General features: G+C 57.1%; 15 protein-coding genes. 12 read left to right on the plus strand and 3 right to left on the minus strand.

Annotated elements, in window-relative coordinates; genetic code table 11:
• Window positions 1-9 precede the first annotated feature (9 nt).
• The 8 genes from HNQ64_RS07090 (at window position 10) to HNQ64_RS07125 (ending at window position 11,748) form a co-directional block, all read left to right on the plus strand.
• Window positions 10-1,344 carry an ATP-dependent nuclease gene (locus HNQ64_RS07090; RefSeq protein ID WP_184206914.1) on the plus strand — a complete coding sequence of 445 codons (1,335 nt, stop codon included), beginning with the start codon at window positions 10-12 and terminating at the stop codon, window positions 1,342-1,344.
• A gap of 29 nt (window positions 1,345-1,373) precedes the next feature.
• Window positions 1,374-1,790, plus strand: a complete 417-nt coding sequence (locus tag HNQ64_RS07095) for a hypothetical protein (RefSeq protein WP_184206916.1) — start codon at window positions 1,374-1,376, stop codon at window positions 1,788-1,790.
• Between the two features lie 39 nt (window positions 1,791-1,829).
• On the plus strand, window positions 1,830-2,228 hold the full coding sequence (locus tag HNQ64_RS07100) for a hypothetical protein (RefSeq protein ID WP_184206918.1): 399 nt from the start codon (window positions 1,830-1,832) through the stop codon (window positions 2,226-2,228).
• Window positions 2,229-2,325: 97 nt separating this feature from the next.
• Complete coding sequence (locus HNQ64_RS07105; protein ID WP_184206920.1) at window positions 2,326-3,048, plus strand: 3-keto-disaccharide hydrolase; 723 nt, start codon at window positions 2,326-2,328, stop codon at window positions 3,046-3,048.
• 39 nt (window positions 3,049-3,087) lie between these two features.
• Window positions 3,088-3,822, plus strand: a complete 735-nt coding sequence (locus HNQ64_RS07110; RefSeq protein ID WP_184206922.1) for a hypothetical protein — start codon at window positions 3,088-3,090, stop codon at window positions 3,820-3,822.
• 94 nt (window positions 3,823-3,916) lie between these two features.
• Window positions 3,917-4,927, plus strand: coding sequence for a biotin synthase BioB (bioB, locus tag HNQ64_RS07115; RefSeq protein WP_184206924.1), 1,011 nt, complete (start codon window positions 3,917-3,919; stop codon window positions 4,925-4,927).
• 364 nt (window positions 4,928-5,291) lie between these two features.
• Window positions 5,292-6,329, plus strand: a complete 1,038-nt coding sequence (gene lpxD, locus HNQ64_RS07120; protein ID WP_184206926.1) for a UDP-3-O-(3-hydroxymyristoyl)glucosamine N-acyltransferase — start codon at window positions 5,292-5,294, stop codon at window positions 6,327-6,329.
• 208 nt (window positions 6,330-6,537) lie between these two features.
• Entirely contained in the window at window positions 6,538-11,748 is a 5,211-nt protein-coding gene (locus tag HNQ64_RS07125; protein ID WP_184206928.1) for a beta strand repeat-containing protein, read from the plus strand.
• Here the strand turns inward: HNQ64_RS07125 and HNQ64_RS07130 are convergent.
• Complete coding sequence (locus tag HNQ64_RS07130; RefSeq protein WP_184206930.1) at window positions 11,726-12,217, minus strand: hypothetical protein; 492 nt, start codon at window positions 12,215-12,217, stop codon at window positions 11,726-11,728. The genes HNQ64_RS07125 and HNQ64_RS07130 overlap by 23 nt on opposite strands.
• A 6-nt stretch (window positions 12,218-12,223) precedes the next feature.
• Window positions 12,224-14,806 (minus strand): VWA domain-containing protein, encoded by a 2,583-nt coding sequence (locus tag HNQ64_RS07135; RefSeq protein WP_184206932.1) that lies wholly within the window; start codon window positions 14,804-14,806, stop codon window positions 12,224-12,226.
• 80 nt (window positions 14,807-14,886) lie between these two features.
• Between HNQ64_RS07135 and HNQ64_RS07140 the strand changes: the two genes are divergently transcribed.
• The 4 genes from HNQ64_RS07140 (at window position 14,887) to HNQ64_RS07155 (ending at window position 18,718) form a co-directional block, all read left to right on the plus strand.
• The gene (locus HNQ64_RS07140; protein ID WP_184206934.1) at window positions 14,887-16,167 is read left to right on the plus strand and encodes a thymidine phosphorylase; all 1,281 of its coding nucleotides are present in this window, start codon (window positions 14,887-14,889) and stop codon (window positions 16,165-16,167) included.
• Between the two features lie 98 nt (window positions 16,168-16,265).
• Window positions 16,266-16,799, plus strand: a complete 534-nt coding sequence (locus HNQ64_RS07145; protein WP_184206936.1) for a hypothetical protein — start codon at window positions 16,266-16,268, stop codon at window positions 16,797-16,799.
• A gap of 18 nt (window positions 16,800-16,817) precedes the next feature.
• The gene (locus HNQ64_RS07150; protein ID WP_221305362.1) at window positions 16,818-17,744 is read left to right on the plus strand and encodes a LysM peptidoglycan-binding domain-containing protein; all 927 of its coding nucleotides are present in this window, start codon (window positions 16,818-16,820) and stop codon (window positions 17,742-17,744) included.
• A 14-nt stretch (window positions 17,745-17,758) separates the two neighbouring features.
• Window positions 17,759-18,718, plus strand: a complete 960-nt coding sequence (locus HNQ64_RS07155; protein ID WP_184206938.1) for an acetyl-CoA carboxylase carboxyltransferase subunit alpha — start codon at window positions 17,759-17,761, stop codon at window positions 18,716-18,718.
• Between the two features lie 168 nt (window positions 18,719-18,886).
• Here HNQ64_RS07155 and bcp read toward each other — a convergent pair whose 3' ends face one another.
• A complete protein-coding gene (gene bcp, locus HNQ64_RS07160; protein ID WP_184206940.1) occupies window positions 18,887-19,360 on the minus strand; it encodes a thioredoxin-dependent thiol peroxidase in 474 nt (157 codons plus the stop codon).
• Window positions 19,361-19,448 lie beyond the last annotated feature (88 nt).

Below are 19,448 nucleotides of genomic sequence, written 5' to 3' on the forward strand. Positions count from 1 at the left end.
GTATTCATAATGAATCCTGACTTTACCACCATTGCCAGTGATAAGGCGGCTGGCTTATTCCCATCCTATATTGATTATATCAGATTTCCGCGTTTTCGCAATTTAGCGGCCAATGCCAGAGTTGATTTTGAATTTCCAATTACTGCATTTGTTGGGCAAAATGGCTGCGGTAAAAGCTCAGCCCTACAGGCGCTCTTTGGAGTACCCAAAGGCAAGTCTGTTAGTACTTATTGGTTCACGACCGCACTGGACCCAATTGAAAATCTAAGGCCAGAAGATCGGCATTGTTTCGTTTATTCATACAATGGCACTGGAGATGAAGTAGTTAAGAGAAGAATCAACAAAAAAGGACAGCCAGACCTTTTCGACACTAGTGAACCAATTGCGGCATATGGAATGACGATGGGGGTGCGGCACCCTCCAGTCGAAAAAGAGGTAATCTATATTAACTTTAGAGCCATTCCAAATGCCTTCGAAAAAGCGTTTCACAGAGTACGACCGCCTACGCCGGGCATTCAGGGCCATTTGCGAATGCGCTCAAAAGTGTTAAGAAATGCCCTCGATAAGCAGTATGACTATCGCTTCTCAATAGAGTCGCGGCCTCAAGAATTTGTGATCCGTGAGGATATGCTTAGGGTTGCAGAGAAAATTTTGGGACGAAGTTACAGGGGCGCAAAGGTAGTGAAACACGCGCTTTTTGGAGAACCTGGTTATTCGGTTTTTTTAGAGACGGAGAAGGCGAAGTATACAGATGCATTTGCTGGCAGTGGAGAGTCGGCAGTTATGCTTTTACTACATGAACTGAGCTACGCAAAAAAAGGTTCCTTGCTACTGTTAGATGAACCGGAGACTTCATTGCATCCTGGTGCGCAGGAGGAACTCATGCGCTATCTGGCAAGCATTTGCATCAAGCAAAGAATTCAAATTGTGTTTTGTACGCACTCGCCAACTTTGATCAATGGCTTACCTCCAGCAGCCATAAAAGTATTTTCACCTGACCCAAGCGGAACGTTTAGAATTGTACAAGGCGTTAGCTCTAGAGAGGCATTTGGATACATTGGACATCAAATCAGTGACAAGATGACCCTGAGAGTGGAAGACAGGTTAGCTCAAATGATTCTGCAAAGAGTAATCGACGACGAAGTTGTGCCATGTGCGCACATGTTCGACATTTGCTTTATACCTGGAGGGTGTGATGAGATGAAAAAAGACTCAGTGGTTTTTTCTAGTCATGATCAGAAAAATGTCGTTATGATTTTAGATGGTGGTAAAAAACCGTCTGGTCCTTTAATGGATCCTTCAATGATCCCCAATTCTCAATATGAGGATTTATATTGGGGATAAATAAGATCTTTGATGATGCCATTGAGGCGATGACGGAGCTAAAAATGAAGACTTTATGCTTGCCTTCGGATGGAGGTGACCAGGCACCTAATTTGCGGCAGAGTCAGCAGCGTGACATCAAGCGGCGATTTATCGAATTCTACAGAACGAGAGTATTCTATTTACCAGAAATAGATCCTGAAGATTGTATCTGGGATGACGATACTGCTTGGAGGCTTTTTGAAATGTTTTTCGGCAGTAAAGGCTTAGATGAATTTAAAGTAGAGTTGATGCAATTAAAAACCAAAAAAAAGTTTGAACAGCTAAGTTCAAAAATTTGCTCTAGAAGTGATGGCTTAACAATTGACGCGATTCATCGGATGTTCATCACAAAATGGGCCGTACAGAAGCCTTCAAGCTATAAGGAAATTCAATCACTGCTCCAAGATGTCAAAAAGCTCATTTAAGAGTGCTTCTGTATTGGGGCCTGAATTCGATTTCCTACCATGGCTGAATGCACCGACTTTTCCTGCAATGTCTGTGGTTTCAAAATCGAGTCTTGGAGCGATGGACATCCTTATTTGACGGATGGTTCGGGCAAACGCCACTTCTTTTATCATCCTGGGGATGAAGATGAGTGTCGCGAATTTTACCAGAAGGAGATGGGGCGTCTGAGGGTGGTCGAAAAAGACTATCTGGCTTTTTGGAGAGATCGAGGGGGCTGTGAGGTGAGCTTGATTTGCCTGCATTGTGGGCGGCAGACGCAGCGTGATCCGGAACGTGACACGATGCGTTGTACACACTGCCGCCGCAATGAACTAATGGACACTCAGGAACTGGAGGGCCGGAGCTGCCCGAAGTGTAAGAGAGGAGCTTTCTGCGGTGAGTTTGGCGGAATCTCTTGAGTCAGACCCGCCCTCACAAATCCTTCAAACGCGATCTGGCACTGCAATCCGATAGACAAGTTCCGGGTGGCACGTTACAACGGGCCATTCTCCAACCATGAAAGCACGTTTCCTCATTCCTGCCTTTGCCGCGCTGGCCTTCGCCGTCTCCGCTGCTGAACCTGTCCAGATTTTTAATGGCAAAGACCTCACGGGCTGGGAGGGGAACAAGGATCTCTGGAGCGTGCAGGAGGGGACCATCACGGGCATCACGCCACCGGACCCGGCGGACCCGACCAAGGGCATCATCAAGCATAACACCTTCCTCGTCTGGAAAGGCGGCACGGTGGGGGACTTTGAGCTGACCTTCAAATACCGCATCGAGAAGGGCAATTCCGGCGTGCAGTATCGCAGCAAGGAACTCGCTGCCGGTACTTTTGGCCCAGTGCTCAGCGGTTACCAGGCCGACTTTGAAGCGGGCAAGAAATACAGCGGTATTCTCTACGAGGAAAAGGGCCGTGGCATCCTGGCCCTGCGCGGGGAAAAGACGGTGATCAAGCCAGCGGCTGACGGTGGCAAAAAGACCGTGGTCGAAAAAGCCGGCACGGTGGGTGATAGCGAAGCGATCCAGGCCAGCATCAAAAGCGAAGACTGGAACGAGTACAAGATCGTCGCCAAGGGCAACCACGTGCAGCATTTCATCAATGGTCAGCAGACCATCGACGTCACGGATGAAGACGCCGCCAATGCGCCGAAGGAAGGCCTGCTGGGCCTGCAGATCCACCAGGGCCCGCCGATGAAGGTGCAGTTCAAGGATTTCAACCTGGTCCCCTTGAAGTAGGCATTGCCTATGCTGCCGGGCTGTCTTTAATCTACCGTTATGTCTACACGCCCCCATTTGGTCAGAGCCGCGTTTCTCCTCCTGGTGACCATGGTGCTTTCCTGCACCGCTGCCCAGGCCCAGAATGAATACATCATTTGTTCTGGCGGCCCGGCTTTGAGAAAGTGGGAAGACCTGCGCCAGCCCGCGCAGCAGCATGATCGGTGGTGGGGAAACTTCGTCCGCCCGGCCCGTGTGCGCATGCAGGAACTGCAGCGCACCCAGCCGAAGGGCACCATCATCACCTGGCTGGTGTATCGGGATGCCTACCTGCGCCGTGCGGGGGAGGATCGCGATCCGCTGACCAGCCACGTGGAGTCCGTGCAGAGCACCTACGGCATCAATCTGGTGTGGTTCCGCACAAAGGAAGACGTGATCAATTACATCAACCGGGGCGGCGGTTCCGTGTCCCGTGCCCGCAGCAAGATTTCGGGTTTTGAATTCTTCGGCCACTCGAACAAGTACTGCTTCCTCTTTGATTACAGCTCGGACGTGTATGCTGCCTCCACCACTTGGCTGCATGAAAATGATTTGCCACGACTGCATCGCAGCGCCTTTGCCCGTGGGGCCTATTGCCAGAGCTGGGGCTGCCACACTGGGGAAAGCATGAGCCGGGCCTGGAAACGGGCCACAGGGGCGCCGATGATCGGCGCGATCGGCAAGACGGACTACTCCTTCATGCACCTGCGCGGTTGGAAGGTGGCGTTGGGCCAGGGCGGACGCTGGACGCAGTAGGGCCTGGGCAGGTTTTGGACAATGGCGGCGGAAATCCCAAATTCGTTTTGCCCTCGCGGTTGTTTCGTGGCAAAGGCGTCACAGCACTTAGCGCATGAACTACGCCGACCTCCATCGCATCTACCACCAGCCTTTCTTCGATCTCCTCAAGCAGGCCCGTGCCGTCCATGAAGAGCACTGGACTGGCAATGAGGTGCAGCTATGCACTCTACTGAGCATCAAGACGGGTGGTTGCAGCGAAGACTGTGGCTACTGCGCCCAGAGCGCCCGCTACACCACGGGAGTGCAGGCGGAGAAACTGATGGAGAAGGCCGATGTCATGGAGCGCGCACGGGCAGCCCGGGCCAGTGGCTCCACTCGCTTTTGCATGGGCGCTGCCTGGAAAGGTGTGCGCGTGGGCACCCAGAAGTTTGACCAGGTGGTGGACATCGTGAAAGACGTGGCCACGCTGGGCATGGAAGTGTGCGTGACCCTGGGCCAACTGGGCGCTGAGGAAGCCGCTGTTCTCAAAGAAGCCGGCGTCACTGCCTACAACCACAACATTGACACGAGCCCAGAGCACTACCCGAACATCGTCAGCACCCACACCTTTGAGGACCGCCTCAGCACCATCCGCCATGCGCAGGATGCCGGCATGTCCGTCTGCGCTGGTGGTATTCTGGGCCTGGGCGAAACCATCGAGGACCGCCTGAAAATGCTGGAAGTGCTCAGCAATTTCAATCCGCATCCGGAAAGCGTGCCGATCAATGCCCTGATGCCCATGAAAGGCACCCCGCTGGGTAACAACGTGCAGGTGGACAGCTTCTCCCTGGTGCGCATGATCGCCGTCACCCGCATCGCCATCCCGCGTGCGAAGGTCCGCCTCAGCGCAGGCCGAACCAATCTCAGCCGCGAAGCACAGGCCCTGGCCTTCTTTGCGGGTGCGAACTCCATCTTCTACGGTGATAAGCTGCTGACGGCGGCCAATCCCCAGGCGCAGGAAGACCTGGCCCTCATTCAGGCACTGGGCCTCAGCGCCCAGCAGCCCAACCCGGACATGAGCGCCCCGGTGGCCGATGAAGTGCGGGAGCTGGCCCCGGCCTGCCACGTCACCTGTGGTGCGTAATAGCAGCACTGACCTCTTCCTTATTCATGAAAGGCCTTCCTTCGCGAAGGCCTTTTTTGTGGGCAAACGCCGAGGCCTCAAGTCCCTGACTCTGGGGGGAGATACAGATCCAAAAAAGACTTGGGTTTAAATATGCAAATACAATGCAATAAATGTAATGCTCTTGTCATCAACCAAACATCTTTTTTCTGTCTCCCATCCGTTAGGCTTCAAGCTTAAATGGGGAGACAGTGTCAGCCTTGGAGATTTCGTGAGTGCTGGTTAAAGATCCAGAAAAGTCAGATTTGATCGGCGGAAAAAAACGTTGTTTTTGCTTCAACTCGCTCTCGCCTTTGTGGCCAGATTGTGAGAGAGGGCGGCCCCCATGAACATCGCCCTTTCTGAATTAGCTGAACTTTTGGAAGGCCAACTTCTCTCTGGCAGTCCAGACACCCGCATCACGGGCTTCGCCTCTCTCAAAGAAGCCGCAGCCGGGGACCTGAGCTTTTTTTATGATGCCCGCTATCGGGATAAGCTGGCGGCCACCCACGCTACGGCGGTGCTGGTACCCAAGGGGATGGAAGGCTGCCCAGACAAAGTGGCGTGCATCGCGGTGGAGGATCCATCCCGCGCTTTTGAGAAAGTGGTGGATACTTATGGCTTCCACGCGGCAGCTTTTGAGGCAGGCATTCATCCTCGCGCCGTGATTGCGGAGGGTGTGAAGGCGGACCTCAGCAAGATCTCCGTCGCTGCCTGCGCCGTGATCGAAACCGGGGCTGAAATCGGCGACGGGGCCGAGATTGGTGCGGGTTGTTTTGTCGGTCGCAATGCCGTCATCGGGGCCGGGACGAAGCTATTTGCGAATGTGACCGTGCATGAGGCTTGCGAGCTGGGCGAGCGCGTCATTCTGCACTCCGGTGTGGTCATCGGTGCCGATGGTTTTGGTTATGAATTTGAAAAAGGCCGGCATCGCAAAGTCCGCCAGGCAGGCATTGTGCAGATTGATAACGATGTGGAAATCGGTGCTGGGACCATGGTGGACCGCGCCCGTTTTGGCCGCACCTGGATCGGTGAAGGCACGAAGATTGATAACCTGGTGCAGATCGGCCACAATGTAGTCATTGGAAAGCATTGCATCCTGGTGGCTGGCACGGCCATCGCCGGCAGCGCCATCATTGGCGACTACGTGGTCATCGCTGCTCAGTCGGGCGTGGCGGGGCATGTCAGCGTGGGGTCCTTCGTGACGCTGGGCGGGCGCAGTGGGGTGACGAAAGATATCCCTGCGGGCAAGGCTACGTACATGGGCTTCCCGGCGGTGCCGGTGATGGATGAACGCCGCCGCTTGGCCAGTATCAATCGCCTTCCGCATCTCTCCGCCCGAGTGAAGGCTCTGGAAAAAGATGGCAGCGTAGAGGAGGCGTGATTCCCAAGCAGCGAGCAAGCCGTCAGACCCTGACGGCTATTGATACGATTGTGCCAGATGTGGTCTCGTGTAGCGAGGACCTCACATCCTGGCATAGGCGCTGCTAAACAGTTGGTTACCCCCCCAACTGTCACACTCGCGAAAGCGGCCATTCCGGCTCAGGGATGTCCACGGTCATGAGGGACGGGCAGGGAACCCACCGTGAACCATGAAGCGCCTCTTTTTGACCCTGCTGCTGAGCTTTTCTGTGCCCTCTTTGGGGCAGCTCATCTTTGACGGAAATACCGGAACGACTGGAGTGCAAAACGGGGCTGGCGTGTGGGACACGAGCACGGCGAACTGGTGGAGCCCGACACTCCTTTCCAACACCACCTGGAACGATGGACTGGCCCAGTTTGGCAGTTCCTCCAGCGCCGTGGGCGGCACCATCACGGTCAATTCGGCGATCAATGCGACAGGTCTGGATTTTCTACCGCTGAGCGCCGCCCCCACCACGACAAACCAGGCCTATCATTTCAGCGGCACGGGTTCGCTGAACCTCACGGGCTCGGCACCGATCATCAACATTGGCAATCTGAGCACCTCCGGCAGCAGCACGGCGGTCTCGGCGGTGAACTTTTTGCTACCGGTGAATGCCAGCAATCTGACGATTCAGAAAAACAGCGGCACAGCCATCGGGTTCGTCCGCTTTACCGCGAACAATACCGGCCTCACGGGCTTGCTGACGCTGAAGGGGGATGCGGGCGGTATCTTTTTAGGCTTCGGTTCACAGACCATTTTCCCCAATCTCACCGCCGTGGTGGTGGAGTCCAATTCCGTGGTGCAACTGACAGGCACGGATGTCACCTACAATGTCCCTTTCCGCATTGCCGGAGGTGGTGGCACGACCAACTGGGGGGCTATCCGCATGGACTCCAGCGTCACGCTTGCTGGGGGGGTGGCCCTCATTGGCGATGCACGCATCCATACGCACACGAATGTGATTAACTCATTCATCACTTCGCCCATCACGGAGATGGGCGGCAGCTACTCCTTCACGCGCACCGCCCTGCTTCCCACCACCGCCACGGCGGCCCTATCCATGACCTACACGGCGGCGAATACTTACACAGGCTCGACGAACTTTGGCCGCGCTGTGGTGCCCGCTTTCCCTACCTTGCCAGTCTCGGCGGAGGGCGGGCTCAACGTGCTCGATTTTTCTGCCACCGGCGCACCCGCTTCAGATATCTTTTACAATGGCGTGACACCGGGTGCCCTGAACCTCTTTGGCGGTCATGCGCTGACCACGGTGATGAGGCTGCGTGGCAAGGATGGTGTGACCAACAGCCAAACGTTTAGCGATGTGACGGTGGCGCAGAATCGCTCAGAGATTGAACTCATCTCGGGCACGGGTGGCTCCATGAATCTGGCGTTGGGCGCCGTGAGCAGGACTGGCAACGGGGTGCTTTCCATCAAGGCACCTAGTTCTGGCAGCATTACGACGACAACGCCCACTCCCTTCCTGGGAGCCTGGGCCACCTTCACCAGCGCCAGTGGCAGCAGTTCCTGGGCGGCAGCTCCGACAGGGACACTCACAAGTTTCACAGGTGATACGGTGCATGGCACCGGCACCGTCCAAGCCGATGCCCCGGCGGCGAACCTCCAGGTGGGCAATGCCTCCACTCAGGTGGTGACCTTTGGTGCTAGCACAACAAACCTGAATACGGTTTCTATGACGGATACATGGTTAGGTCGTTCTCTGGAAATGGCAGCCGGGCAGACCTTGCGGCTGGGCGCAGTCGGTGGCATTCAGGCTGTCAGCGCTGCCTATGGACTGACGGTGAATGGGGGCAAGCTGACAGCGGGTGGGGCAGATAATGCCGTGGGGCAAGTGATCCTAACCAACTTTTCAACTTCGGATCTGACTGTGAATTCCGTGATGGAGAACAATGGCACTGGGGCGGTGAGCGTGCTGCTGAATGGTCCGGGCAAGACGGTGCTGGCCGGGGCCAATACCTACACCGGGCAGACGACGGTGAACAGTGGCAGTCTAGAGATACGCCACGGTTTGGCCCTGGGTACGGGGGCTGGATATACGCAAGTCCTCACCGGGGCTTCGCTGCTGCTTTCCGGCGGCATCAGCACGGCGGAGCAAATCATCCTTTCAGGCCGTGGTGTGGATCTGGCTGGAGCCTTGCGGAATGTCAGCGGCATAAATACCATCACTACCCAGACCGTGGCCCTCACGAATACCCGTATTCAGTCGGATGCCGGGGAACTGATCCTGAGTCCCGCCGGCGGTGCGACGGCGGTTTCCATCTCCGCTGCTACCGTGCCCATCACCTTTGGCGGGGCAGGCAACATCACCGTGACAGGGAGGGTCAATACGACGACCTCTACTTCAGCGATCACGAAGGAAGGAACGGGGACTCTGATCCTGGGGGGAGATAACCTTTTTTCGGGCACGGTCACGATCTCGGCAGGCACGCTGCGCATCACGCATAACAATGCGTTAGGCACTGTGGGAACGAGTGCGACAACAACGGTGAGCAGCGGGGCCGCCCTGGAGTTGAGTGGCGGCATCACCACGCCTGAAACCATGACCGTCAGCGGGACGGGGGTCGGAAATCAGGGGGCGATCCGCAGCTTGAGCGGCAGCAACACGATGGCTGGAACGGTGACTTTGGGAGCGAACCTGCGACTCCAGGCCGAGTCGGGCAGCACTCTGAACTTTGATGTGGCTAGCGGGAACTCGATCCTGCACTCCGGCACGGCCAGCATCGCAGTCACCTTTGCAGGCAATGGCACCATCAATGTCGCAGATCCCATCGCCAAAACAGGCACGGGCACACTGGGGGTGACCAAGAGTGGCAATGGGACTACCAATATTCGTGGGGCCAGCCCTACCGTGAATGGCAGTATCACGGCCAATGGTGGCATTTTGAACCTGGATTTTGCCAATGCGCCGGTGGCCACGGTGGACAACCTTTTGGGTTCAGGGGCACCTGCCATTTTCAGCGGCGGAGTGCTGCAGGTGACGGGCCGGAGCGGCGGCACGGTGGGCCAAGCTTTTGGCGCGGTGACCGTCAGTCCGGGCAGCGGTGAACTGCGGGTGGTACAAAATGGCGGCATGAACGTGAATGTGGCCCTGGGGGCTATCAGTCGCCCATCTGCCGCAGGCATGCTGCGGTTCACGCCCGGCAGCAGCGGCACGCTGACCACCACGGGCGGAGCGGACAATGCAGTGCTGACGAGTGACAGCATGGCCTTTGCCACCGTGGGCGCTAGCGACTGGGCTGCAACGGGCGTGCTGAGCGGTGGTGTGCGCAACATTGTAGGCCTTTCCACCCTCGCTGGGGGATATACAAATACTTCAGGCGGTGCGCTCTCCGGTCACGCCGATGTGACCACGCCGACGGTGAGTGTGCCAGATAATCTAACCACAAGCACGGTGCGGTTTAACACGTCAGGTGGCAGCGCGGTGACGATTGCTGCGGGGAAAGTTCTCACCACTGGAGGCATCCTGGTCGGGGAGGGGGCCGGAGCAGCGGATGTGACCCTCAGTGGCGGGACCCTGCGCAGTAGTTCCACTAATATCTCTTCTGCGGTAGCGGATCTGATGGTGATCCAGAATAACACGGCGGCGGGTTTGATCATCAGCTCGGTCATTGCTAACAACGCCACCGCCAGTGCCAGCACTGGCTTCACAAAAACGGGGCCGGGGACGGTTTATCTGGATACGGTTTCCCACACTTACACGGGCACCACACGAATCGTGAATGGCATGCTGCATCTTCGCTCGGGCAATATTTCGGCTAGCTCGGAAGTGACGTTAGGCGCAGGCAGCACCAGTGGGGTGCTGAAGCTAGGCAGCGGCAGCACAGCCGTTTCTTTGGCGGTGGACTGGCTGCGCACGGATGGCACCGGCACGGGCAATGCCGTGGTGGGTGGTGCCACGGCTTATTCCACTTTCACCCTGGATAACAACACCGTGGCCAGTGACTTTCGTGCGGGCATGCTGGGTGGTGCTGGGGTGAATGAAGACAATCTAAACTTCCGCCTCATCACAGGTGGTTCCCTGGTGGCGACTCTGGGCCCTGCCAATACTTACAAGGGGAAAACCACGATGCTGGCTGGTGTCATTGAAGCCACTTTCCTTGCGAATGCAGGGCTGCCCAGTTCACTGGGGCGGGGCGACCAGAATTCGGAATCCGCCATCCTTGACATGAGTGGAGCCACCGTGACTGGAGCGACCGTGCAAGCTGTTTCAACGCTGCGCTACATCGGCAGTGTGGATTCTGTGACGGATCGCATCATTCGAATCACCAATGCGGATGTAATCGCCGATACTTTTTCCGTCTTGGCGAATCTGGAAAACACTGGCACCGGCACGGTGAAGTTCACCAGTCAGTTCCTTTCGGAAGGCAGCAACACAGCGCCGCGCACGTTGCGCCTGGGCGGCACACAAGTCGGCGCAAATGAGATTGTCGGCATCAGCAACGCTGCCATAGCGACGACGGGCATTGAGAAATACGGCGCCGGCTCATGGACCCTCACAGGCGACAGCCCGCACACGGGCAGCACAACCGTGAGCAATGGCTTGCTCCAGCTTGGCAATGGAGGCACGACAGGCAGTGTGGCCAGCACAGAGATCTTTCTGAACGCCACAACGGCGATCCTCAGTACCAAACGCAGTAACACTCTCACCATGCAGCAGGCCATCACGGGCACCGGCACTCTGCGAATTGACAACACCACGACGGGGGTCACTCGCCTAACCAGTGATGCCAATGCCTATGGCAATACGGTGGTGCAAAGCGGCAGTCTTTTGGCCAACAATGCTTCAGCTCTTAGCTCGGCCACCGGTACGGGGCCAGTGTGGGTCCATCCTGGCGCGACTCTTGGTGGCACGGGCCGCATCGCCCCAGCTTTGAATCACTCCATCACGATTGTGGCGGGCACGCTCAGCGTCGGGGACTCCACCTTGCCGAGTCCAACGGCGGCAGATCTGATCCTGGCCACCAGTGGCACCGGCAGTCTGTCCTTACAGGCAGGATCCGTTTTTGCTTTTGATCTCTTCAGTGGCGCGGGTTTAGGCAACAATACGCTGACGAGCACGGCGGCGGACCTGGCGGTGATCCTGGGTCGGGTCAGCCTCGGCACGGACATCACGCTGAGGGTCAGCAATCCGAACGGGATGACGGGTTTTGCTGCGAATGATTCCTGGAAGATCTTCGACTGGTCAGGTCTTACAGAGCCTGTCAGCGGCAGCTTCACTTCCCTAGATCTTCCCGCTCTCAGTGCTGGGCTTACCTGGGATCTCAGCGAGCTTTACACCGGTGGCATCCTCAGCATCGCCCTGGTGCCTGAGCCTTCAAGGCTGGTGCTGGTGATGTTTGGTTTTGCTGCCTTGTTGGTTAGGCGTTGTCGGGTTGGCTGATCAGGGCGGCTGTTGCAGCCCTGCGTGGTCGACATGTTTCCCAAAGACACAGCAGCCAGCCTGAGACAAGCAGGTAAAGCATGAAGCCTGAGTTGAGGCGAAGAGTGTCTGGGCCGGATTCAGCAGTGGCCTGTTGCAGAAGTTTCGGACCCAAATGATACAGTGCCAAAGAAAGGGCGATGATGCCTGTCATAAGCACCAGGGTGACGAGGCGTGTACGCCTTTCCATCCAGATGGAAACCGCCGCCGCATACACCACCAGGCAGGGAAGGATGGCTGTCACCAGGGCTAGTGAGGCCGCCCAAGCCGGGGAACTGGATCGAGATGACCAGGAGCCCATCATGAACATCATCAACCACAAGCCCACAGCTGTCATGGCGCAGGGGGCGATGATGAGGATCGTCACGGCCGACTTCCAGGCCACAACATGGTAGGGCAAGTGGGGAGGAGCGGGAGAACGGTGAGTCATGGAGTGCTACTTTTTCTGAGGAACGATCAGTTCCCAGATAGCCTGCACATGCTCCCAGCGGCGGATGGCCAAGTCCACTAGGAAGAGGAACAGCAGGGTCATGATGAGTGAGGGCCAGAGTTCAATGTACTGCACCGCACGGGTCTGGCTGAGATCGGGCACCTGGCCGGGCTGTAGGACCTTCCCTCCAGTAATTTGTGTGGCCTGCTGGAGGAGGGATTCATTCACCGTGCCAAGGCTGGCCTCGCTGCCGGGATTGTGGACAAGACCTGCCGAGACCATCTCGGCCCCGCTTTGGGCGCGGATGAGATAAACACCGGGTTGGTCAGGGCGAAAACTGCCTTCATAACGACCAGGTCCGGTTTGGCCTAACGAAAGGTTTTGCACAGGTCTCAAGGGGGCTCCGAGCGCATCGGCTGCCACAAAAAAAACTTCTGCCTGCACGCGGGCATCATTGGCCCGCGTGCCTGCATCTTCTTCCAGGTCCACTTGCAGCAGGGCATCATCCCCGCGCATCTCGGTGGCCAGGTCCATGTGGCGGCCCTGCGGAGGTCGGGCAGTCTCGCGCAGGAGCTGCGACCAGAAGCGGCTGAAGTCCGGCCAGCGCACGATCCAAAGGGAGGCCCAGCGGCTTTTCGCGTCGCTCGTGAAGGCGGTGACCTTGCCCAGGCCAAAGCGCCAGTGGGCTAGCAGGGGATCGCCCGTATCGGTTAGCAAAGGGACTTGGGCGGTGGATTTGCGGATGGTCTTGACGTAGCCTAGCAGGTCTGGCGAAGTCCATTTGTCAAAACCGGCCAGCATGGGGTGCTTTTCCACCAGGTTCGGGATGAAGGGTTCCTCCCGCATCATGCGGCCCGTGTGCATGAGGGTGTCCTGAGTGAAAATGCGGCTGATGCTGCTAGCATCCGTGGTGGTGTAGGACTGGCCACCGCCGCTGCTGGCGATGGCTTGTAGCAGCGCCACATGCGATCCTTCACCGATGGAGACGGTGGAAATGGTGATGCCCTCACCCCGGCACTGGGCGGCCATGGCCTCATAGCCCGTGCCGGAGGTCTGGCCATCCGTGAGGATGATCATGTGCTTCACCTTGGCCTTCACCCGGCGCAGGGATTCGCGGGCCTGTTCAAAGGCGGGCTGCAGATTCGTGCCACCGCCTGAGGCCACCGAGGAAATCTGCCCCGCGAGGGTGGCGGTGGAGGTCAGCCGGGTCATCGGGGCCACCACGTGGGCCTCGCTGTCGAAGGCATAAATGCCGATGAAGTCATTCCGCCCCAGTACCTCGGCGGTGGCGATGGAGGCGCTTTTGGCCATCTCCAGCTTCTCTCCCGCCATGGAGCCGGACCGGTCCATCACGATGGCCACGGCAGCGCTTTGTTTTTCCTCTTCATCGGGCGCTTTCAGCCTAACGGGAAGGATGTCATCAATGGGCGTCTTGTAGAAACCACCCAGGCCGAAGCTGTTGGGCCCGCCGAGCATGAGGAAGCCGCCGCCTAGCTTGTCCACATAATCGCGCATGGCATTCATGGCCCCTTCACCGAGCAAGTGGGCGGGGACATCGCTGAGGATGATGCCGTCGTAACCGGAGAGTTGATCCAGCGTGCTGGGGATGTTGCCAGGCTGCCGGAGATCCAGCTCGATACCTTCTTTGGCCATGGCCTGTTGCAGGTAGGTGGCCTCGCCCACTTCGCTATCGAGATAAAGCAAGCGCAGGCGACCGCGTACGTCCACCAGTGTTAGAGCACTGTTGTTAGCCGGGATCGAATCCGCAGATATGCCTTCCAGCACGGCACGGTATTTGAAAGTGTCGCGTGTTGCTGGAGTGCGGGTGAAGGTTTCCGTCAGGGGCTGGCCAGGCTTTAGGGTGACGGGTCTTTGCTCTACCTGAATGCCGTTTTCGAAAAGCTTCAGCGTGCCTTGCGCCTCCAGGGTGGATTCCAGATGGGCGGTGAGTTTCAGTGTGGCGCCTTCATTTAGGCGGCTGCGGCTGGCCACCAGCTCGCGCACCCGTGCATCGGGCTTGCGCGGTCCTGCCACGGGGATGGCGTGAATGCGCACCCCAGAGACACTGGCCTGACGTGCGGCCTCTAACAGGCGGCCCCGGGTTTCATGCCCGTCTCCAATGAGGACGATGTCCCGGCTGGCCCCGGCGGGGAAAAGCGCCTGCGCGTAGTCCACGGCGGCAGTGTAGTGGCTGTCGCCTCCATGAGCCTTGAGAAAAGGAGTGATGTCAGGCTTTGGCCCTTCGGGCAGTAGGGCAGGCTCATCTCCCAGCAGCACCACGAAGCTTTCTGCCTCTGTTCCCAGACTGCCTTGCAGGCGGCGTGCCTCAGAGAGCCCTTTTTCGATGCCTTCCGCTCCCATGCTCTGGCTTGCATCCAGAATGATGCCCAGGGCCTTTTTACCTGTCGGGGAAACTCGCGCTGGACCCGCTAAGGCCACTAAGGCAAGCATGATGCCGACCGCGCGCACGACCAGGAGCAATCGTTTGCGCAAGCCCTCCATGGGATGTGTGGACTGGTTTTCAAACCACAGCAGCAAAGCCAAGGCGGGCAGGGCTAGCAGCAAGAGTTTCGGTGATTCCCAGTCCATGTGTGTCTCATGTGAATGCTAGGGGGGGAATGAGACACTTCCAAGCAGCAAGTGCAGGTAGATGAGGGAATAGGCCTGGCTTGGTTCCTTTCTTGCCGAAACCTGGCGGGACGGCTTACTCTCTGGCCATGCACATTCCGTCTCTCATCGAATCAAAGCGTGAAGGGGGCGAACTGTCGCGGGAGCAAATTTCAGGTCTCATAGCGGCCTTCACCCGAGGAGACATGCCAGACTACCAGATGAGCGCGCTGGCGATGGCCATTTTTTTCAAAGGCATGAGCGGGGCTGAAACGACCGCGCTGACAGAGGCCATGTTGCACAGCGGCTCCGTCCTGCAGTGGCCCGAGGCTGCACCCATGCGGGTGGATAAACATTCCACGGGTGGTATTGGAGATAAAACCTCCCTCGTCCTCGCACCCCTGCTGGCCTGCGATGGCGTGTGGGTGCCTATGATCTCCGGGCGCGGTCTTGGCATCACCGGCGGCACTTTGGATAAGCTGGAGTCCATCCCCGGCTTTCGCACCCAGTTCAGCGAATCCGAAATCTACAAGACCCTGCCTATCACTGGCTGCCTGATGGTCGGCCAGACGGCGAACATTTGCCCGGCGGATAAGAAGCTTTACGCCCTCCGCGATGTCACGGGCACGGTGCAGAGCATCCCGCTCATCACCGCCAGCATCCTGTGCAAAAAATTAGCGGAGGGTCTGAATCGGCTGATCCTGGATGTGAAATACGGCAGTGGGGCCTTCATGCAGACGGAATCTCAGGCCCATGAACTGGCGCAGAGTCTAGTCACCGTCGGGCGGGCACTCGGGGTGCGGGCCAGTGTCCGGCTCAGTTGCATGGATGAGGCCACGGGCGAATCTGCGGGGAATGCCCTGGAAGTCATCGAATGTGTGCGCTGCCTCCAGGGCCAGGGGCCGCCGGATCTGGAAGCTCTCGTTCTGGACCTGGCGTGTGCGGTTTCCATATCCTCCCGGGCCGAACTGGCGAAGATGCTGCGGGACGGGCGTGCCTGGGCCAAGTTTCAGCAGATGGTGGAGGTGCAGGGCGGTAAGGCCGATAGCCTGGAGCAGATGCAAAACATCCACCGCGTGCCCGTGATTCATGAAATGAAGGCGACCGCAAGTGGTCGCTTGATGAAGTTGGATGCGGGTACTTTAGGGCGAGCCGTGCTGGAACTGGGGGCCGGACGGGTGCTGGCTAGCGACCCTGTGGACCCGACTGTGGGTGTGGACCAACTGCGCAAAGTCGGCCAGGAAATCCATGTCGGTGAGGTGTTGCTGCGCATCCACGCGCGCAGCCAAGCTGCGGCGGAGGCGGCAGAAAAGCGGATTTTGACTGGAATCCTGATCGAATGACCCCAACGGGCTTCTCTCGAAAATGAAAAAGGTCGCTCAGCTCGGTTGGAGAAATCATTCGCCCTGAACGCTTTGTGTTCTATGCTGACTAACCCCTAATGCACACGGAGTACGATATCCAATACGCCCTGGAAAACACCCAGGTGCTACACGAGCCTGACCGCCGGATAGATACCTTTGGTTCCACCCAGTTTGAGTTTCAACTGGTGACCGAACTCATGGACAGCGTGAACACCACGCGCATCCGCCAGGGCAAGTTGACGGCTGAAAAGCCTCTCATTTTGCGTCCTGATCCGGCAGCAATCGCTGACTTTGATTTTGATGGTTTTGGTCCCCAAGGAGACGCCTTTGGCGAGTTTCTCAAAGCCAACCTACACCGTCTCGCCATCCTGAAATATGGCTTTAAATTTAAGATGGACGACATGACTGAAGACCTCGTCCATGAGCCCATGGAGGCGGTCTGTGGTAAGCTTCTGGAGGACATTCGTGTCTCAGGCAACCCCATGCGCGCGGTGATTTCCGGTGTGGATGATACTTGGGAAATCTGCCTGCTGAAATTCACGGTGGAGATGATCGAGAAGTCTCAGAAAATCAATCTTTTCGACTTTAAGCGTCGCGGCCTCTTGGGCTAGCACGCGTTTTCCTCCCCTATGGCCAAAGCGCAGCTCAAGCTCCTGCTCTTCCTCATCGTCCTGGGTATCACGCTGGGCAGCATGGCTGCGGCCTACTACATTTACGATAAAATCTTGCGTCCAGACAAACGTATCCAGGCAGAGCTCGCCACCATCAAAAAAAGTGATCTCCCACCAGTAGATCCAGGTGCGAAACGATTCGACGCCGCCATTGAACTCATCAAAGCCGGCCGCATCGAAGAGGGCAGGGATGGTCTTTTCAAGCTGGTAACGCAGTTTCCCGCCTCCCCTACCTGTATAGAGGCCAAGCGGATCATCGGTGAGATCAATCTGGACCAGCTTTTTGCCTCAGAATCCAAAACGGGAAAAAAAGACTACATCGTCCAGCCGGGGGATTCCCTGGCCCTGATTGCGAACAAACAGGGCACCACGCTGGACATGCTCATCCGCCTCAACGGGCTCATGGGCACTGTCTTGCAGCCAGGAGATCATCTTTCCATCTTGCCCATGGACTTCAGTATCCGGGTCGATGTGTCCGAGAAAACTGTCACACTCTGGCGGAAGGTGGGGGAAAAAGAATTCTTCTTCAAAGAATACCATGCGACGGACGTTCGCCTGCCACCTGGGCTACGAGTGCCTGTGGAAAACGGCATGGAAATCAAAGGCAAAGCCGCCATGCTGGACGGCAAGGCCATTCTTTCTACCGACCCTCGCTACACGGAGGCTGACAAGTGGTTACCTGGCAGTCGCGGTGTAAGGACAGACATTTTACTGCGCACGCCTCCGCCTGCTAAACCTCCTGTTGCCTCCACCCCGGCACCGACTGAGCCTGGAATCCCTGATTTAGACGATGCCCCTGAACCCGGTGTTTTCCTGTCCCGAGAGGACCTGGAAGAAATGTTTGCCCTGGTGCGCAATGGCTCCAAACTCTACTTTATTCGTTAATCGCCCCTTTTTACATGAAACACGTCCTGGAATTCGAAAAGCCCGTCGTCAAACTCCGCGAAGAGATCGAAGAGGCTAAAAAGAAATTTGCGGCTAAGCCCAGCGACAAGCTGGCCAGTCAGATCTCAGACATGGAGAAAAAGGCAGAAAGCCTCCTGCGCGAAATCCATTCCAATCTCAATCCCTGGCAGCGCGTGCAAATCTCTCGTCATACCAATCGCCCCTTCATGCTGGATTACGTGAAGCATTGCTGCGAAGACTTTACCGAATTGCACGGAGACCGTCACATCGGTGATGACCAAGCCATGCCGGCAGGTTTTGCCACGTGGGGTGGAAAAAAAGTCGTCGTTATTGGCCACCAGAAAGGCCGTGACACTAAGGAAAATCTGCTCCGTAACTTTGGCAGTGCTCATCCTGAAGGTTACCGCAAGGCCCTCCGCCTCATGCGTATGGCCGAGAAATTTGGCCTGCCTATCGTCACTCTCATTGACACACCCGGGGCCTTCCCAGGCATCGGTGCGGAAGAACGTAACATCGCCGAAGCTATCGCTTTTAACCTACGCGAGATGATGCTTTTGCGCACCCCCATCGTCGCCGTCGTTATCGGCGAAGGCGGCTCTGGAGGTGCCTTGGGCATTGGCGTGGCCGACAAAGTGCTCATGATGGAAAACGCCTACTACAGCGTCATCAGTCCAGAAGGGTGTGCGGCTATTCTTTGGAAACATCGCGAACATGCTCCCGAGGCCGCTTCTGCTTTAAAACTCAGTGCGCAGGATCTTTCCAAACTGGGCATCATTGATGGCATCGTTCCAGAGCCTGCGGGGGGTGCTCACAATGACCATTACGTCACCGCCATGTCCCTGAAAGATGCCGTCCTGAATGCCATCGCTGAGCTGGAAAAACTGAGTATCCCAGACCTTCTCGAAGGTCGTTACCAGAAGTTCCGCGCTCTGGGTAAGTTCACTGAGAACTGATCTGTCGCCTTCGGTCGCGGATCTTGTAGGGGCGGCAGATTTGCCGCCCCTTTTTTGTGCCACTTTGCCTAACAAGATGTTTGGAAAAGAGGCGAGAGGGACAGGGCAAAAGCGGGGGATCACTTCGCCACGTGGAGTGGTTCGTAAAAAACAACACTCCTCCGGAATTTACAGCACCGCCATTACCTGGGCCAGATGCTCTTCGGGTTTCACCTTTGGGAAAACGGCTTTGATCTTACCGTCAGGCCCGATGACAAAAGTGGTCCGTTCTGTGCCCATGTACTTTTTGCCATACATGCTCTTCTCCACCCAGACGCCGTAGGCATTGACGATGGCCTGATCTTCATCGCTGAGGATGGGGAAGGGGAGAGCGTGTTTTTTGATGAATTTTTCGTGGCTCTTCACGCTGTCGATGCTCACCCCAAAGACCTTCGCCTTGGCGCTGATATCCGCCCAGCCATCGCGCAAGGCGCAGGCCTGTTTGGTGCAGCCGGGTGTGTCGTCCTTCGGGTAGAAATAGAGAACAACGGTTTCCCCCGTGAGATCGCTGAGTTTGACTTTTGCCCCAGGGGCATAGTCCCCGCCGACGACGGCAGCGTGAAACGCGGGTGCTTTGGAACCGAGAGTGAGTGTGGAAGCCATGCGGGTGAAAACGGATCAAGGCGCAGTCCAGACGCGAAAAATGCGCTGGGTGGTGTCTGGAGCGCGATTGAGCTACGGAAATCCAGAG

The organism is Prosthecobacter dejongeii (assembly GCF_014203045.1).
Taxonomy (GTDB): Bacteria; Verrucomicrobiota; Verrucomicrobiia; order Verrucomicrobiales; family Verrucomicrobiaceae; genus Prosthecobacter; species Prosthecobacter dejongeii.

What these genes read in the sequence shown, in the direction of transcription:
- HNQ64_RS07090 (WP_184206914.1), top strand. Translation starts at nt 10, where the DNA reads ATGAATCCTGACTTTACCACCATTGCCAGTGATAAGGCGGCTGGCTTA.
- HNQ64_RS07095 (WP_184206916.1), top strand. Translation starts at nt 1,374, where the DNA reads ATGACGGAGCTAAAAATGAAGACTTTATGCTTGCCTTCGGATGGAGGT.
- HNQ64_RS07100 (WP_184206918.1), top strand. Translation starts at nt 1,830, where the DNA reads ATGGCTGAATGCACCGACTTTTCCTGCAATGTCTGTGGTTTCAAAATC.
- HNQ64_RS07105 (WP_184206920.1), top strand. Translation starts at nt 2,326, where the DNA reads ATGAAAGCACGTTTCCTCATTCCTGCCTTTGCCGCGCTGGCCTTCGCC.
- HNQ64_RS07110 (WP_184206922.1), top strand. Translation starts at nt 3,088, where the DNA reads ATGTCTACACGCCCCCATTTGGTCAGAGCCGCGTTTCTCCTCCTGGTG.
- bioB (WP_184206924.1), top strand. Translation starts at nt 3,917, where the DNA reads ATGAACTACGCCGACCTCCATCGCATCTACCACCAGCCTTTCTTCGAT.
- lpxD (WP_184206926.1), top strand. Translation starts at nt 5,292, where the DNA reads ATGAACATCGCCCTTTCTGAATTAGCTGAACTTTTGGAAGGCCAACTT.
- HNQ64_RS07125 (WP_184206928.1), top strand. Translation starts at nt 6,538, where the DNA reads ATGAAGCGCCTCTTTTTGACCCTGCTGCTGAGCTTTTCTGTGCCCTCT.
- HNQ64_RS07130 (WP_184206930.1), bottom strand. Translation starts at nt 12,217, where the DNA reads ATGACTCACCGTTCTCCCGCTCCTCCCCACTTGCCCTACCATGTTGTG.
- HNQ64_RS07135 (WP_184206932.1), bottom strand. Translation starts at nt 14,806, where the DNA reads ATGGACTGGGAATCACCGAAACTCTTGCTGCTAGCCCTGCCCGCCTTG.
- HNQ64_RS07145 (WP_184206936.1), top strand. Translation starts at nt 16,266, where the DNA reads ATGCACACGGAGTACGATATCCAATACGCCCTGGAAAACACCCAGGTG.
- HNQ64_RS07150 (WP_221305362.1), top strand. Translation starts at nt 16,818, where the DNA reads ATGGCCAAAGCGCAGCTCAAGCTCCTGCTCTTCCTCATCGTCCTGGGT.
- HNQ64_RS07155 (WP_184206938.1), top strand. Translation starts at nt 17,759, where the DNA reads ATGAAACACGTCCTGGAATTCGAAAAGCCCGTCGTCAAACTCCGCGAA.
- bcp (WP_184206940.1), bottom strand. Translation starts at nt 19,360, where the DNA reads ATGGCTTCCACACTCACTCTCGGTTCCAAAGCACCCGCGTTTCACGCT.